Source organism: Acetoanaerobium noterae, from assembly GCF_900168025.1.
GTDB classification, from domain to species: domain Bacteria; phylum Bacillota; class Clostridia; order Peptostreptococcales; family Filifactoraceae; genus Acetoanaerobium; species Acetoanaerobium noterae.
On the sequence record NZ_FUYN01000003.1, the window covers coordinates 15,366 to 31,831 of the forward strand.

Consider the following 16,466-nt stretch of genomic DNA (forward strand, 5'->3'; position numbering starts at 1 on the left):
ATAGCTTTTACTACTGTACTACTACTAGAACATCTCCTGAACTAACAGATGCTCCCTTAGCAACAGCAATTTGCTTTACTATGCCATCAGCAGGAGACATTATTTCATTTTCCATTTTCATCGCTTCAAGAATAACTAGCACTTCTCCAGCTTTAACTGCTTGTCCTTCAGTAACCTTTATATCGTTAATAGTTCCTGGCATAGGAGCTTTTACACTTCCTGCTCCGTTTGTAACTACTGGCTTTTTAGCTTCTACCTTTGGTGCTGTAGGAGCTGAAGGCTGAGGAGCAGCTACAGGTGCTTGATGCTGAATTCTAGGAGCACTTGTACTTGAATCTTTAATTTCTTCTACTTCAACCTCATACTGATTACCATTAACTGTTATATTAAATTTTTTCATTGTCGACCTCCGATTATAATCTATTTTGTAATTGTTCTAATCTTCCATTTTTTGCCCAAGTAGGACTATCATTTCCCACTCTATTTATATTTACAACTCTAATTTTACTTTCACTTACACCCATAGAGCAAGCAACTGCAGCTGAAATTACTGCTATTAGCTCAGATATATCTTCGCTAGGTTCTTGCTCTTGCTCATAGCTTTGAATATTATCAAATTCATTATTTTCTTCATTTTCTTGCTTAGACTTTGGATTCACCATACTATCCATAGCTTTTATTATCCCAATTAATAAAACTAGAACTAAAAATACAATCGCCATAGATAAAGCAGTTGCTGCTAATCCACCAAGCATTTTTTCTCCAAATGTAAGAGCAGTTATATCGTGGGACATTTGGTCTAAAATTTCATTTATATTCATTCATAGCCCTCCTTTTATAATGGTACATTTCCATGCTTTTTAGAAGGTCTTTGTTCTCTCTTTGAAAGCAACATATCAAAGGCCTCAGCCAGTCTTATAATCGAATGTGCTGGCTCAATTACATCATCTACAAAGCCTCTTTCTGCCGCTTTGTATGGTGTTGCAAATTCGTCAGTATACTCTTTAATTTTTTCAGCTCTAGTTGCTGCTGGGTCTTCTGAATTTTTTATATCATCTTTAAATATAATATTTGCAGCTCCTTGTGGTCCCATTACAGCAATTTCAGCTGATGGCCATGCATATACCATATCCGCTCCTAAATCCTTTGAGCACATTGCAAGATATGATCCACCGTAAGCTTTACGAGTTATTATTGTAACCTTAGGAACAGTAGCCTCGCTATATGCATAAAGCATTTTAGCTCCATGTCTGATTATTCCACCTAGTTCCTGTGAAGCTCCTGGTAAGAATCCTGGTACGTCTACAAATGATAATATAGGCACATTAAAGCAGTCGCAAGTTCTGATAAATCTACTTGCTTTATCAGATGCATTTATATCTAGGCATCCTGCCATAACCATAGGCTGATTTCCAATAATTCCTACTGATTGGCCATTTATTCTAGCAAAACCTGTTACTATATTTTTCGCAAAATAAGGTTGTACTTCAAAGAAATCTCCAAAATCTACAATTGACGTAATGATTTTTTTCATATCGTAAGGCTTATTTGAATCTGCTGGCACTATATCATTTAGTTCATCAGATACTCTGTTTATATCATCCGCTTCAAATACTGGAGCCATCTCCATATTGTTTGAAGGCAAGTAGCTAAGGAGCTTTCTTATTTCAAGCAGGCAAGCTTCGTCATTTGCAGAAATAAAGTGGGCTACTCCTGAAACAGAGTTATGAGTCATAGCTCCACCTAGTTCTTCAGCTGATACTTCTTCTCCTGTAACTGTTTTAATAACTTGAGGTCCAGTTATAAACATCTGGCTAGTTTTATCAACCATAAATATAAAATCTGTAAGCGCTGGAGAGTATACAGCTCCTCCTGCACAAGGTCCCATTATTGCTGATATCTGAGGGATAACTCCTGAAGCTATTGTGTTTTTATAAAAAATCTCTCCATATCCAGCAAGAGCATCAACAGCTTCTTGTATTCTAGCTCCACCAGAATCATTTAGTCCAACAACTGGTGCTCCCATTTTCATTGCTAAATCCATAATTTTAGCCATTTTTTTAGCATGCATTTCTCCAAGCGAACCACCAACTACAGTAAAGTCTTGAGCGAAAGCATAAACCAATCTTCCGTCCACTTTACCATATCCAGTTATAACGCCTTCAGCTGGAGCATCTACTTTGTCCATGCCAAAATTTGTACAGCGATGCTTCACAAATGCATCTAGCTCAACAAAGGTCCCTTCGTCGAAGAATACATTCATACGCTCTCTAGCTGTTAGTTTTCCTGATTGATGCTGTTTATCTATTCTTTTTTGTCCGCCTGCCATTTCAATTTTCTCTCTTTTTTGGCGAAGCAGTTCAAGTTTTTCTGACATTTTATTGCCTCCTTAATTAATTGATTGATTTATGTCTATCTTTCGCTTAACTCGAGCAGAATGCCTCCAGTTGCTTTTGGATGACAAAAAGCAATCTTTGCTCCTCCAGCTCCATATCTTGGTTTTTCATCTATCATTGCATACCCTTTTTCTTTCATGTTAGCTATAGCTTCCTCTATATTGTCTACACGAAGCGCAACATGCTGTATTCCGCCTCTTCCACCATTTTTTTCTATAAACTTAGCGATAGGCCCATCCTCTGATGTAGATTCTAAAAATTCTAGTTCAGTGTCCCCTACAGGGAAAAATGCAACCTTAACCTTTTGGTCTTCAACTACCTCAGTACCTTCACATTTTATTCCAAGAACTTCTTCATAAAACTTAATTGTTTCATCAAGATTAGTTACAGCTATACCAATATGGTCTACTCTAGATACGTTCATTTACAACCTCCTAGTTTTATTAAATAATTAATTATATAAATATCAAAAATATTCTATATTACAACAAAATCTTTGATAAGATTTTCTCAGCCACTGAATACGGATCTATTTCATTATTCACCGTATCCATTAAAATTTTGGACATACTGTCCTCTGATATCAGCAAGGAAATTTTCTTTTCTATATTATCGTGTACTATTTCCTTTATTTCAGCTTTATTCCTATTTATTTTTTTCGAAATAATTTCTTCACTTGTTTCAAGGTATGCTCTGTGAAGCTCAATATTATCAAATAGCTCAGCTATACCTTCGCCAGTTTCTCCTATCGCCATTGAAACAGGAGGTCTAAATTTCCAATCCTTTTTAAAATCAAGCATGATTTCAACTTCTCTAAAGGTTTTCTTAGCTCCGTCTTTATCTGATTTATTCACTACAAATACATCGCCGATTTCCATTACTCCAGCTTTTATAGCCTGGATGTCATCACCTAAGCCTGGAACCATTACCATAACAACTGTATCCGCAGTCTTTACTATATCCACTTCAGATTGCCCTACCCCAACAGTTTCAACAATAATATAGTCACAGCCATATACATCTAATATTTTTATGGCACCTTGAGTGGCCCTTGATAGACCACCCAAATGCCCTCTTGTACCCATCGACCTTATAAATACGTCTTTATCTACAGATAAATCAACCATTCGAATTCTATCACCTAGAATCGCACCTTTTGTAAAAGGACTAGTAGGATCTATAGCAATTACACCAACTTTTTTGCCCTTTTCTCTGAGCTTTTTAATTAGCTTATCAGTCAAAGTTGATTTACCTGCTCCTGGAGGTCCAGTTATGCCTATTACATAAGCTCCCTTGGTATGTTTATGAAGCTCTTTTAATAACTCTACATATCCAGGTGATTCGTTTTCAACTATGCTAATAAGCCTAGCGCATGCAGTTTTTTCTCCTTTTAATAGTCTTTCCAAAAGTTCCATTGATTTTACCTGCCTTAATATAAATTTTTAAGCTTTTTTCTTAATATTTTCTTTTATAAAATCTATTGTAATTTGTGTAGGTGTACCTGGAGTAAATACCTCAGAAATTCCCTTTTCTTTAAGTTCAGGGATATCGTCATCTGGAATAACTCCTCCACCTATGACAAGAATTTCATCAAAAACATTCTCAGCTTTTAATAACTCTACTACTTTTGGAAGAAGGTGACTGTGAGCTCCAGATAGGATGCTCATTGCTACTACATCTACATCTTCTTGTATAGCTGCTTGAACTATTTGGTCTGGAGTTTGTCTAAGTCCTGTATAAATAACTTCCATACCTGCATCTCTAAGAGCTCTAGCTATAATTTTTGCGCCTCTGTCATGGCCATCAAGCCCTGGCTTAGCAACTAAAACACGAATAGGTCTATCCATTTTGGTTTCCTCCCCAAATCTATATAAATATTATAATTAAAGTATTACAGATTGCTTGTATTCTCCAAACACATCTCTCATAACGTTGCAGATTTCGCCTAAAGTTGCATAAGCTTTTACGGCATCTAGTATATATGGCATTAAGTTCTCATCCGTACTACATGCATTTTTAAGTGAAGCTAAAGCTTGCTCTACTTTTTGAGAATCTCTTTTTTGCTTAAGGTCAGCAATTTTATTTTCTTGTAGTTCTCCTACTATAGGATCAACTCTAAGTAATCCTGTTGGTTTTGGCTCTTCAACTTGGAATTTGTTCATTCCTACTATAATTCTTTTGCCTGATTCAATCTCCTTTTGGTAAGTATATGATGCATCCATAATTTCTTGTTGCATATATCCTTTTTCAATTGCAGATGGAGAACCACCTAAATCGTCAATCTTGTTAATTAGCTCCATAGCTGCATCTTCTAATTGATTTGTTAGCGATTCTACATAATATGAACCTGCAAGTGGATCTATAGTATCAGCCGCTCCGCTTTCATGAGCAACAATTTGTTGAGTTCTAAGAGCAGTTCTAACTGATGCTTCAGTAGGAAGCGCTAGTGCTTCATCCTTTGAATTTGTGTGTAGAGACTGAGTTCCACCAAGTACAGCAGCTAAAGTCTGAATTGCAACTCTTACGATATTGTTTTCTGGTTGCTGAGCTGTAAGTGTTGATCCACCAGTTTGAGTGTGGAATTTTAACATCATTGATTTAGGATTAGTTGCATTAAATCTATTTTTCATAACTTTAGCCCAGATTCTTCTAGCCGCTCTATACTTAGCAACTTCTTCAAATAAATCATTATGAGCATTAAAGAAGAATGAAAGTCTTGGAGCAAAGCTATCTACATCAAGACCTGCATCTATAGCGGCCTGAACATAAGCTATACCATTTGAAAGTGTAAATGCAATTTCTTGAGCAGCAGTAGAGCCTGCTTCTCTGATATGATATCCTGATATACTGATAGTATTCCAAAGAGGAACTTCTTTAGAACAGTATTCGAATATATTAGTGATAAGTCTCATAGACGGTTTTACAGGGAAAATATATGTACCTCTTGCAACGTACTCTTTTAATATGTCATTTTGAATAGTACCACGTAATTTATCTGAAGTAACTCCTTGCTTTTCAGCCACTGCAATATACATTGCAAGCAATACTGCCGCTGGAGCATTAATTGTCATAGAAGTTGAAACCTTATCTAGAGGAATTCCATCAAATAGAATTTCCATATCTGCTAATGAGTCTATAGCAACTCCAACTTTCCCAACTTCACCTTTAGATATTTCATCACCTGAATCATATCCCATTTGAGTAGGTAGGTCAAAAGCAACCGATAATCCCATAGAGCCTTGCTCAATAAGGTACTTGTATCTTTTATTTGATTCCTCTGCTGTAGCAAATCCAGCATACATTCTCATTGTCCAGAATCTACCTCTGTACATGGTATCTTGAACGCCTCTAGTGAATGGATACTGAGCAGGTATTCCCAAATCTCTTTCATAATCAAGTTCTTCGATATCAGCTGGAGTATAAAGTCTTTTAACTTCAATCTCCGATGAGTTTTTAAAAGTCTCTTTTCTTTCTGGGAATTTTTCCAGAGCCTTTTTTACTTTTGTAGCTTCCCAGGATTCTACAGTTTCTCTGATTTTTGAAACATCATTCTTATTAAACATTTTTACTTTCCTCCCTAGATAGTTATGTTTGTTTGGGAACCAACTACAAGATTAACACACTTTTTGTAATTTGTCTTTAGAAATCAGAGTAATTTTCATGCAATTGAGTGAAAAAATTTCATGATTTCTTGACCAAGAATTATTTCATGCCATAAAATGCATTTTTGTATTCATTAGTTAGTCATAAAAACTTAAGAAAGCTTCATTTTTCAGCTATCAGTTTATTGTTAAATTGTATTTTTTGCAGAATTACAATTCAAATCATGCACAATGAAAAAAGCGCCATATCGCTAATTTTAAAATAGCAGATAGGCGCTTTAAGCTTATTTAATATTTAAGTCCAGCTTTTATACTAAACTTCCTTTTCCTTTTCACTTTCATCATCAAGTTTAAGTTCAGAAGGAGTATCAGAAACAGTTTCACTGCTGATAGTTTCATCAATGAACTGACCTAGCTCCTCTTTATTTTCTGACTTAGCTTCATCACTTGACTCTAAATCATCATCTGTCAAATCAAGCTCGCCAGCAAAAGCTTTTTGGAATTGAGCTGCATCAAGAGTTTCATATTTTAATAATGCTTTTGCAACACCATGAAGCTTTTCTATATTGTCACTAAGAAGCTTTTCTGTCATATGATATGCTTCATCGACTATTCTTCTTATTTCTCTATCGATTTCTGAAGCTACCTCTTCAGAATAATTCCTTCTAGTAGTAAAATCTCTTCCAAGGAAAACTTCATCTGAAGAATCTCCAAATGCCATAGAACCAAGCTTTTCACTCATTGCATATTTTGTAACCATAGCACGAGCAATTGCAGATACTCTTTCCAAGTCATTTTGAGCTCCAGTTGATATATCATCTAAAACTAATCTTTCAGCTACCCTACCACCTAATAGATGCACTAATTGCTCTTCCATTTCAGTTTTTGTAGCATAGTATTTATCTTCAGTAGGGAGAATCATTGTAAATCCTCCAGCTCTACCTCTTGGAATAATAGTAACCTGATGAACAGGGTCTGTATGTGGCAATAGTGATGCCACAACAGCATGACCTGCTTCATGATATGCTGTAAGCTTTCTTTCTTTTTCACTTATTACTTTTGATTTTTTCGGAATACCAGCTATAACCTTAGTGATTGCTTCTTCTATAGTATCCATTTTTATTGTTTTCTCATTTAATCTTGCAGTAAGAAGAGCTGCTTCGTTCATAAGATTTTCAATATCAGCTGGAGTAAATCCTGGCGTTCTTCTTGCAAGAACCTTTAAATTAACATCTTCAGCAAGAGGCTTATTTCTTGCGTGAACCTTTAGAATCTCTTCTCTGCCTTTTGCATCTGGAGAACCAACTAGCACCTGTCTGTCAAAACGACCTGGTCTAAGTAAAGCAGGGTCTAAGATATCTGGTCTGTTTGTAGCAGCCATGATAATAACTCCTTCATTCACTCCAAAACCATCCATTTCAACTAGAAGCTGATTAAGCGTTTGTTCTCTTTCATCATGTCCGCCTCCAAGACCTGCTCCTCTTTTTCTTCCAACTGCATCAATTTCGTCTATGAAAATGATACATGGAGCTGATTTTTTGGCTTGCTCAAACAAATCTCTCACTCTAGATGCTCCGACCCCAACAAACATCTCAACAAAGTCAGAACCACTTATAGAGAAAAATGGCACTTTAGCTTCTCCAGCAACTGCCTTAGAAAGATATGTTTTACCTGTTCCAGGAGGACCTACCATCAAGATACCTTTTGGTATTCTGGCTCCTAGCTCAATATATTTTTTAGGATTTTTCAGGAAATCTACAATTTCCTCAAGCTCCTCTTTTTCTTCGTCTAGTCCAGCGACTTCCTTAAAAGTTACTTTGACTTTTTCATCACCTTTATGCATTTTTGCTTTGGACTTTCCAAAATTCATAACCTTGCTACCGCCACCTTGAGACTGCTGCATAAATACGAACCAAATCACTACAAAAATCAATATCATAAATAGTGAAGGCAGTATTTCAATAAGCCAAGGTGTAGCTGGTACAGGCTCACCTGTAACTACTAGCTTTTTCTCTTGTGCTTGTTTTAATATTTCCGAAGACAAGCTCTCCTCATTGATTGAATAAGGTAAATACGACGTGAATGTTTCATTTGTACTCTTTAATGTTCCTGTAATTCTTCTATCTACAAATTTTACCTCTTTAACATCTTCTGCTTTAAGATTTTGGTAAAACTCTGAAAACGGTATATCCCTAATCTCCTGAGTCTGGTTCCCAAAAAGCTGAACAACCGAGATGATAATTAAAAATATAAGTAGATAAAAGCCTGCTCCTCTGAAAAATTTTTTCAAAAAGAAGCCCTCCTCTCTAACTATTTCGATTTAAGATATATCAAAGTATATCATACAACATTTTTTTTATAAAGTTTTGCAAGTTATTCTAATTACTCTTTTAGTATTTTCATCAATTTTATAATCCTCGCTAATCTTATGTCCCATAAGCCACAAGATTCCTTTGTCATCAGAAAGTACAGCAATGCTGTTTCTTTTTTCTCTTGGGATTTTTAAATCAATAAAAATGTCTTTAAGCTTCTTCGTCCCTCCTAACCCCATAGGTTTCATTCTGTCACCATCTAATCTTGATCTGACAATTAAATTACCTTTGATTTTATCATAATCAAAAGCTTTGGTATACTGACCTGTCGGAAGTGCAATGCATCTTTCTTTTGACATAATTTTAGATTCAATGCGCATGCCGATTTCATCTATTTGTATATACCCATCTGGTTCCAAAATATAGTTGTAATTTACATTTTCAAAAGATATTTCTTCAAAAGTAAAAATTAAACCATCTGTAGTTTTATATACCATCAAGCCTTTAGGAAGATTCAGTTTAAGCTGATTTTTAGAATTTTTGATAAGAGATAAGATATCCTCTATATGTACATTATCAATGCCTTCAAGTGTGCCAGCTAAAGTTTTTATTGCCATCCTAATAAGTCTTTTTACTAAAGAGGAATGAGTTCCTTTCAGCTCTTCTATATCAAGTTTAATGGTTTCATTTGTATTTTCAAGCACCTGCTCTTCGAAAATTCTTTGAGCTTCAGCTTCTAGATAATCACTATCTTCTCTTAATACATTTGCCATTCTTGAAATTGTATCCTTAATATTAGCTGAAAATTCTTGCTCTATAAAAGGAAGTAATTTTAGTCTAATCTTATTTCTTGTATATTCCGTTTCTAAATTCGTGTAATCTATTCTAGGGTTTAGTTTGTTTTCATCGCAATAACTTACAATGTTAGCTTTTGAAGTATCCATAAGAGGTCTAATAACTCCATCGACTCTCTTGTAATCCATGCCCTTAAGACCTGTGATACCTGTACCGCGTATAAGTCTCATTATAACTGTTTCTGCTTGATCATCTAGATTATGAGCTACAGCAATTTTTTTCGCTCCTATACGATTTTTTACTTCAAAAAGCATATCATATCTCAGTTTTCTCGCAGCTTCTTCTAATGTCATTTTCTTTTCTTTTGCATATGCTGGTACATCTATAGCCTTTACAAAAAATGGAACATCTAGCTCATCACATAATTTTGCAGCATAAAGTGCATCCTTTTGGGCTTCTATCCCCCTAATTTTATGATTTAAATGAGCCGCATAAATTTTTATATTATAATATGTCTCCAATTTCTTTAAAGCATGCAACAGACATACGGAATCTGGTCCTCCAGATAGTGCTACCAAAATTTTATCTTTATTTTCTATAAGATTTTCTCTTTCTATGGTTTGCTTAATTTTTTCAATAACCATCGAGTTCATCCTTTACAATATATTCATCTTTTATTTATTAACAGTTATGTGCATACTGTTTTTTCCTTCAAACATATTTTTTATCAAAATATCATATTCTATTATGATATCAATTTCAAGAGGCTCTTCTTTAATATAAACATCCACGCTTTTAGTCAGCATTTCCATTGTCATACTTCCATATGGTGTTTTATATTGAGTCCTATGTCTTTTATTCTTTTCAAACTCCATAGTTGAGGAGTTGCTACCTAGCCTTCTTAAAACAACTTGATTATCTTTTATTTTTAATGTAGTAGTCGTTCCTTGCATTCCAGAAATTTCGCTCTCATCATAAACAAGATAATAAGCATCGCTTTTTTTGTAAAACTTTCCTTCTGTTATTAACTCAATAACTTCATCTTGCTTTGTATTAATGTCTACCTGAGTAGTTCTTATATTTATAATTGCCTTATTCAAATGTATCACCTTTCAACTAACACCTACATATTCTTTTTAGAAGAATCTCTCTTATGCCTTTGTATAGCTAAATCAATTAGTTCTTCTAATAAGTTTTCATAAGATACTCCACTATTTTCCCAAAGCTTCGGATACATGCTAATAGATGTAAATCCTGGCATTGAGTTAACTTCATTAAGATACACCTTTTGAGTATCCTTGTCTACAAAAAAATCTATTCTGCAAAGTCCCTCTGCATTTAAGCCTTTATATGCCCTATATGCCATGTCTTGAATCTGTCTATCAGCTTCAAAACTAAGGTCTGCTGGTATGATAAGCTGAGATGCATTGCTTTTGTACTTAGCATCATAATCATAAAACTCATCTGAAGGAATTATCTCTCCAGCAACTGATATTCTAATATTATCGCAATTGCCTAGCACAGCAACTTCTATTTCTCTTGCATTAACGCCTTTTTCAATTATTATTTTATGGTCATACTCAAAAGCTTTTTGCATAGCTAAAACCAGCTGTTGTTTATCTTTAGCTTTTGATATTCCAACACTTGATCCCATATTGGCTGGTTTAATAAAGCAAGGATAACCTAAATTAGCTTCTGCTCTTGAAACAATCTCTTGTGCTTGCTCATATGAATAACAAGTTATATGAGGCACTTGGTTTATCCCTTCATAAGAGAATATTTTCTTCGCCATATCCTTATCCATTCCGTTAGCAGACGCTAGGACTGAACATCCTACGTAAGGTATGCCTGAAAGCTCTAGTAAACCTTGAAGCTTTCCATCTTCACCATATGGTCCATGAAGAACTGGAAAAACAAGCTCAAGCTCAGCAATCACTTTATCATTATCATAAATTCCTGGTTTTTTCTTGTTACTATATAAAATCACTTCAGCTGAAGTTTTTTTATCGAACCAGCTTCCATCTGAAACCTCTTCGATGCTTCCATCAAAGTAATGCATAAAACCATCTCTGTCCATTCCTATGAGATATACATTATGAACATCCTTATTAAGTCTTTTGTAAATATGCATTGCAGACTGAAGTGAAACTTCATACTCTGCAGATTTTCCACCAAATATTAATCCAATGTTCATTATTTTCACCTAGCCTTTTTTTTGTATTTATCGAGTATGAACTCCTTTACCTCTCTTATATGTTCCATAGCACAAGCTCTAGATATCTCTGGATCCCTAGATTTTAAAGCATCTAATATTTTTTTGTGGCTATGAACTATATATTTCGCTGTAGTAATGTCTTCAATATAGCTTTTTCTAAATCTATGAACTTGCTCTATAAGAACAGCATTAACCTTTACTAATCTTGGATTTCTAGAGGCACTTAACAAAACATCATGGAATCTAGAATCCCATCTTATAATTTTTTCAATATTTTTTTCCTCTACACTTTTAATAAGGGCTATATACGCTTTTTCTAGCTCCTTAAGCTCTTCTTCACTCATATTCACTGCAGCTAGTGATGCTGCTAAGCCTTCTAAGGTTTCTCTTACTTCAAGCACATCAGCTACATCTTTTACAGAAAGATCTGAAACCTGAGCCCCTCTTCTAGGAATCATTTCTACTAAACCTTCTAGCTCTAGCTTTCTAATAGCTTCTCTAATAGGAGTTCTAGACACACCTAGCTTGTCAGCTAGCTGAACTTCCATTAACCTCTCTCCAGGTAGCAACGTTCCATCTAAAATTGCATTTCTAAGATGCTCGAATACAATTTCTCTAAGTGGTTTTATATCTTTTATATTGAGCTTATTAATCCCTCGATTCAATATAAACTCCTCCTCTCTCTGTTTTAGTTACAAAAATTTCATTATATTTAAATCTTAAACTCTCATAACAATCTTTCAAATCTGAAATGGATTCGAAAATTCCAAATACTGCAGTTCCACTGCCAGTCATCATAGAAATTTTCGCCTTGCCATTTATCATGTCTTTTTTTATTTCGTTTATCAATGAAACTTTACTTGCTGTAACACTCTCTAATACATTCCCCATAGTTTTTACCATTTCATCTAAATTCTTATAATTCATAGCCTTTATAAAGCCATTATTGTCAGGTCTATTTGCAAGTTCTGAAAGAAATAGATTCTTATATACAAAAGCTGTAGATATAGACTCATCTGGCTTAATAATTAGCAGATTCAAATCCATAATTGGTAGCTTTTCCATTTTTTCTCCAATTCCTGTTGCTCTTACACACCCTCCTTCTATACAAAAGGGTACATCTGCTCCTATTTTAAGAGCTATACTTTTCATTTCCTCAAGTGACATGTTGAGATTAAAAAGCTCATTTATTCCAACTATTACAGCTGCTGCATCAGCACTTCCCCCAGCCATTCCTGCGCCAATTGGTATGGTTTTATTAATATGTATATCCACTCCTGAAAATTCTTTTTCTTCCATAATTAACTTTGCTGCTTTAAATGCAGAGTTCATTTCGTCTATTTCTAAGCTATTATTATCACAGCTTACCTTTATATTGTTTTCATAATTCTTTTTTATAGTTATTTCATCATATATACCAACGCTGTGCATTACCATATCCAACAAATGATAGCCATCTTCACGTTTACCTATAACATCTAAAGTAAGGTTTATCTTTGCATTTGCTTTTACTACTAACTTTTCCATTCTTCCTCCAAAAGCACAATTGAGAATTATGTATTTTTTATACAATAAGAACATTATACTATACAAAACTTGCAAAATACATAAAAACTGTAATTATAATCGAAAATAATTCTGCATACAAAAAACCCCTCTTATATTAATAAAAGGGGTTTCTATGTAGTAATATACTAAGAAAGTTTAGCTAAGTCGTTTTTACTCAGTTTTAGTTTCACAGTAGATGTAAGTACATCAGAATAGCTATAAGATACTCTAGTAGTAGTTTCGTAGTTTCCATCAAGCCTGACAACGAAAACATTAGGATATGCATTTTCTAGGATGCCTTCCCTAACAATAATCTTTTTTCTGCCTTTGTTGGCTTTTAGAATTATCTTTTTTCCCAGGTGCTTTTCAATACTCTTTCTTATTCCTTCTAAGGTATGTTTCGTAGCCAAAAAATCACCCTCTTCTCTATTATCACTATTTATATAATAGCACAGTAGAGAGCAATTGTCAAATTTGTAAATTTTAATTATAATCCAAGTACATAAGCGTTGTCAATAAATAAAATCGGATTTATAAAATAATTATTTTGTAGTTCAATAATTTGGAATAATTATACAAAAAATATGCTATATTATTTCGTTTTTACATACTTTCTTATATGCTGCATGTTGGGTCCAAACTCTTTATCTAGTTCCAGCTTATGCATTTTATATATTTCAGCTATAAAAATATCATGTGAAATAAATGACTCTGCCATGAGCATAAATGCCTTATTCTCTGTCCATATTCCTTGGTCTATTCCTTTTTCAACAAAAACAGCAAATAAAGACTCTGCTCCATCTACGACAAGTGTAAACCACCTTCCAACTTCCTCAACTTGCTTTTCAAGCCCTTCCATCTCATGAAAATGCATAATCCCTATATCATTTTTAGTATCTCCATAGATAACACTCACAATTTCTATTCCTTTACTTTCAACTTCCTTTAGCTCATCTGCAAAAAAATCAAACTCTTCAGCCCAAGCTTCTAAATATAAAAAGGAATTTGCTTTAGGTATCATGTTTTTTATCTTTTGGAAAATATTATCTCTTCCTTCCAAATGCCATAGATATGACACTTTTTGTGACTGGCTTAAGTTTTTAATATTCTTTTTAAGATAATCTACAGAATACTCAACATTTTCTTTGTATGTATCTAAAAATGCATCAAAATCAACAGGAATATATTTTGTAGGGCTATCTCCAATTATATTAACTAAGTTTTTTGACAGAAGCTTACTCATAGTTTCATATATTTTAGCTTGGGGAACTCCAGAATCTTTACTTAGTTCATATGCTGTAACTTCAGGATTTTTAATTAGAGCGACATAGGCCTTTGCTTCATATTTATTTAGTCCAAAATCCATCATTTTTTCTATAATTCTTTCCTGGTCCAAAATGGCTCCTCCTTAAATTTTTATAAAATAAAATTGTTATGGTTTTAATCGTTTAAAATCATAACAACTCTATTTTAAATAAAAGGGAAGATTTCTCTTCCCTTTCACTACATTATATACTATTTTACTATTCTTGTCCCTGTCTGACCTGCAATACCTGCTGATGCTTTTTCCAATGATGTAATAAGAGCTTTTCTGCCTTCTTTTGACTCAGCAAAGGATATAGCTGCTTTAACCTTTGGAAGCATTGAGCCAGGAGCGAAATGTCCTTCTTCAATATATTTTTCAGCTTCATTTATAGTTAAAGTTGAAAGCCACTGCTCGTTTTCTTTTCCAAAATTAATAGCAACTTGCTCTACTGCTGTAAGAATGATTAGGTAATCTGCATCTAAAATTTCAGCAAGCTTTGCTGAAGCAAAATCCTTATCAATAACTGCAGGAATTCCGATTAATTTATTTCCTTCAGCATAAACAGGAATTCCTCCTCCGCCAACAGCAATAACTACTTGATTGTTGTCAACTAGAGTCTTTATTGTTTCTTTTTCCGCTACATCTATAGGAAGTGGTGAAGCAACAACTCTTCTATAGCCTCTACCTGCATCCTCTTTCATTACAAAGCCTTTTTCTGTCATTAGCTTTTCTGCCTCTTCTTTAGAGTAAAAAGCTCCAACAGGTTTAGTTGGGTTTTCAAATGCTGAATCATTTTTATCTACTATTACTTGAGTAACTACAGTAGCTACTGGGATTTGCATATCTCTTTCAAGTAGTTCTTCTCTAATCGCATTTTGAAGATGGTAGCCTATATAACCTTGGCTCATAGCTCCACACTCTGGAAATGGCATTTCTGGAGTAGCCGCAGATGATTTTGAAGCTACATCCATAGCAAGATTTATCATACCTACCTGTGGTCCGTTGCCATGGGCTATTATAACCTCATGACCATCAGCTATCAAATCCACGATTGGCTTTGCTGTATGTCTTACAGCTTGAATTTGCTCCTCAGGTGTATTCCCAAGGGCGTTTCCTCCTAGTGCAACAACAATTTTATCTTTCATTCATTTTCCTCCTAGTTTTATGCATAATTTAAGTCTATAAAAGCAGGGAAAACTCCCCTGCTTTTAGTTTTTTTATTTAATCGATTAATCTTATAAGTTTCCTATAGTTGCAACCATTACAGCTTTTATAGTATGCATTCTGTTTTCAGCCTCATCAAATACTTTTGAATGTCTGCTTCTGAAAACTTCATCAGTAACTTCCATAGACTCAAGTCCAAACTTCTCATAGATATCTTTACCTACTGTTGTGTTTAAATCATGGAAAGCTGGTAAGCAATGTAAGAATAGAACATCTGGGTTTTCTGTCTTCTTAATCATATCCATGTTAACTTGGTAAGGCTTAAGCTGCTTGATTCTTTCTTCAAACATAGCCTCTTCACCCATAGAAACCCATACATCTGTATAAATAACATCTGCATTTTTTACATCATCTATATTTTCACTGAAGTTAATAGATGCGCCAGTTTCCTTAGCAACTTCTTTCATTTCAGCAACTAGCTCTTCTGCTGGCCATAATTCTTTTGGTGCAAGACCCCAGAACTCCATACCCATTTTTGCTGCACCTATCATTAAAGAGTTACCCATGTTATTTCTTGCATCTCCAGCATAAACAAATTTAACTTTGTTAAGTGGCTTAGCAACATGCTCTTTGATAGTTAAAAAGTCAGCTAAAATTTGAGTTGGGTGATAAAGGTCAGTAAGACCGTTCCATACTGGCACTCCTGCATTTGCTGCTAAAATTTCTACTGTCTCCTGCTTAAAGCCTCTAAACTCAATACCATCATAAAATCTTCCAAGTACCTTAGCTGTATCTTCGATTGATTCTTTTTTACCCATTTGACTATCGCCAGAACCTAAGAATGTAACATGACCACCTTCATCAAGTACTCCAACTTCAAATGCGCATCTAGTTCTTGTTGAGGTTTTTTCAAATAGTAAAACTACATTTTTCCCTTCAAGTAGATTTCCTTTAATGCCTGCTCTTTTTTTCGCTTTTAAATCAGCTGATAGATCTAAAAGATAGTTGATTTCTTCTGGTGTAAAATGCTTTAATGTTAAAAAACTTCTTCCTTTAAGACTTACTGGCATATTGTATTCCCTCCAATTTTTAAATTAAAAATTATTATTATTCTATAGGCCAAGCCTA

The 16,466-nt window shown here is 34.3% G+C and carries 17 protein-coding genes; all 17 read right to left on the reverse strand.

Features of this window, described 5'->3' with window-relative positions; all coding sequences use genetic code 11:
* Positions 1-10: 10 nt before the first annotated feature.
* Positions 11-400 carry a biotin/lipoyl-containing protein gene (locus B5X47_RS06310; protein WP_079589349.1) on the reverse strand — a complete coding sequence of 130 codons (390 nt, stop codon included), beginning with the start codon at positions 398-400 and terminating at the stop codon, positions 11-13.
* A 13-nt stretch (positions 401-413) separates the two neighbouring features.
* On the reverse strand, positions 414-821 hold the full coding sequence (locus B5X47_RS06315) for an OadG family protein (protein WP_079589350.1): 408 nt from the start codon (positions 819-821) through the stop codon (positions 414-416).
* A 14-nt stretch (positions 822-835) separates the two neighbouring features.
* Positions 836-2,377 (reverse strand): methylmalonyl-CoA decarboxylase subunit alpha, encoded by a 1,542-nt coding sequence (gene mmdA, locus B5X47_RS06320; protein WP_079589351.1) that lies wholly within the window; start codon positions 2,375-2,377, stop codon positions 836-838.
* 35 nt (positions 2,378-2,412) lie between these two features.
* On the reverse strand, positions 2,413-2,820 hold the full coding sequence (mce, locus tag B5X47_RS06325; protein ID WP_013361159.1) for a methylmalonyl-CoA epimerase: 408 nt from the start codon (positions 2,818-2,820) through the stop codon (positions 2,413-2,415).
* A gap of 58 nt (positions 2,821-2,878) precedes the next feature.
* Positions 2,879-3,811, reverse strand: a complete 933-nt coding sequence (gene meaB, locus B5X47_RS06330; RefSeq protein WP_079589352.1) for a methylmalonyl Co-A mutase-associated GTPase MeaB — start codon at positions 3,809-3,811, stop codon at positions 2,879-2,881.
* A 27-nt stretch (positions 3,812-3,838) separates the two neighbouring features.
* Positions 3,839-4,243 carry a cobalamin B12-binding domain-containing protein gene (locus B5X47_RS06335; RefSeq protein WP_079589353.1) on the reverse strand — a complete coding sequence of 135 codons (405 nt, stop codon included), beginning with the start codon at positions 4,241-4,243 and terminating at the stop codon, positions 3,839-3,841.
* 36 nt (positions 4,244-4,279) lie between these two features.
* Entirely contained in the window at positions 4,280-5,959 is a 1,680-nt protein-coding gene (locus tag B5X47_RS06340; RefSeq protein WP_079589354.1) for an acyl-CoA mutase large subunit family protein, read from the reverse strand.
* 352 nt (positions 5,960-6,311) lie between these two features.
* Entirely contained in the window at positions 6,312-8,288 is a 1,977-nt protein-coding gene (gene ftsH, locus B5X47_RS06345; RefSeq protein ID WP_079589355.1) for an ATP-dependent zinc metalloprotease FtsH, read from the reverse strand.
* Positions 8,289-8,354: 66 nt separating this feature from the next.
* The gene (gene tilS, locus B5X47_RS06350; protein WP_079589356.1) at positions 8,355-9,749 is read right to left on the reverse strand and encodes a tRNA lysidine(34) synthetase TilS; all 1,395 of its coding nucleotides are present in this window, start codon (positions 9,747-9,749) and stop codon (positions 8,355-8,357) included.
* Positions 9,750-9,779: 30 nt separating this feature from the next.
* A complete protein-coding gene (locus B5X47_RS06355) occupies positions 9,780-10,205 on the reverse strand; it encodes a YwiB family protein (protein ID WP_079589357.1) in 426 nt (141 codons plus the stop codon).
* A 23-nt stretch (positions 10,206-10,228) separates the two neighbouring features.
* Positions 10,229-11,299: a D-alanine--D-alanine ligase family protein gene (locus B5X47_RS06360; protein WP_079589358.1), complete on the reverse strand. Its 1,071-nt coding sequence runs from the start codon at positions 11,297-11,299 to the stop codon at positions 10,229-10,231.
* A gap of 5 nt (positions 11,300-11,304) precedes the next feature.
* Entirely contained in the window at positions 11,305-11,985 is a 681-nt protein-coding gene (locus B5X47_RS06365; protein WP_013361150.1) for a GntR family transcriptional regulator, read from the reverse strand.
* Positions 11,969-12,847: a 4-(cytidine 5'-diphospho)-2-C-methyl-D-erythritol kinase gene (ispE, locus tag B5X47_RS06370; protein ID WP_079589359.1), complete on the reverse strand. Its 879-nt coding sequence runs from the start codon at positions 12,845-12,847 to the stop codon at positions 11,969-11,971. Before ispE ends, B5X47_RS06365 begins: the two co-directional genes overlap by 17 nt.
* Positions 12,848-13,014: 167 nt before the next feature.
* Positions 13,015-13,278 (reverse strand): Veg family protein, encoded by a 264-nt coding sequence (locus B5X47_RS06375; RefSeq protein WP_013361148.1) that lies wholly within the window; start codon positions 13,276-13,278, stop codon positions 13,015-13,017.
* A 182-nt stretch (positions 13,279-13,460) separates the two neighbouring features.
* Positions 13,461-14,264, reverse strand: a complete 804-nt coding sequence (locus tag B5X47_RS06380) for a TrmB family transcriptional regulator (protein WP_079589360.1) — start codon at positions 14,262-14,264, stop codon at positions 13,461-13,463.
* 119 nt (positions 14,265-14,383) lie between these two features.
* Complete coding sequence (gene arcC / locus B5X47_RS06385) at positions 14,384-15,319, reverse strand: carbamate kinase (protein ID WP_079589361.1); 936 nt, start codon at positions 15,317-15,319, stop codon at positions 14,384-14,386.
* A gap of 90 nt (positions 15,320-15,409) precedes the next feature.
* Positions 15,410-16,408 carry an ornithine carbamoyltransferase gene (gene argF, locus B5X47_RS06390; protein ID WP_079589362.1) on the reverse strand — a complete coding sequence of 333 codons (999 nt, stop codon included), beginning with the start codon at positions 16,406-16,408 and terminating at the stop codon, positions 15,410-15,412.
* Positions 16,409-16,466 lie beyond the last annotated feature (58 nt).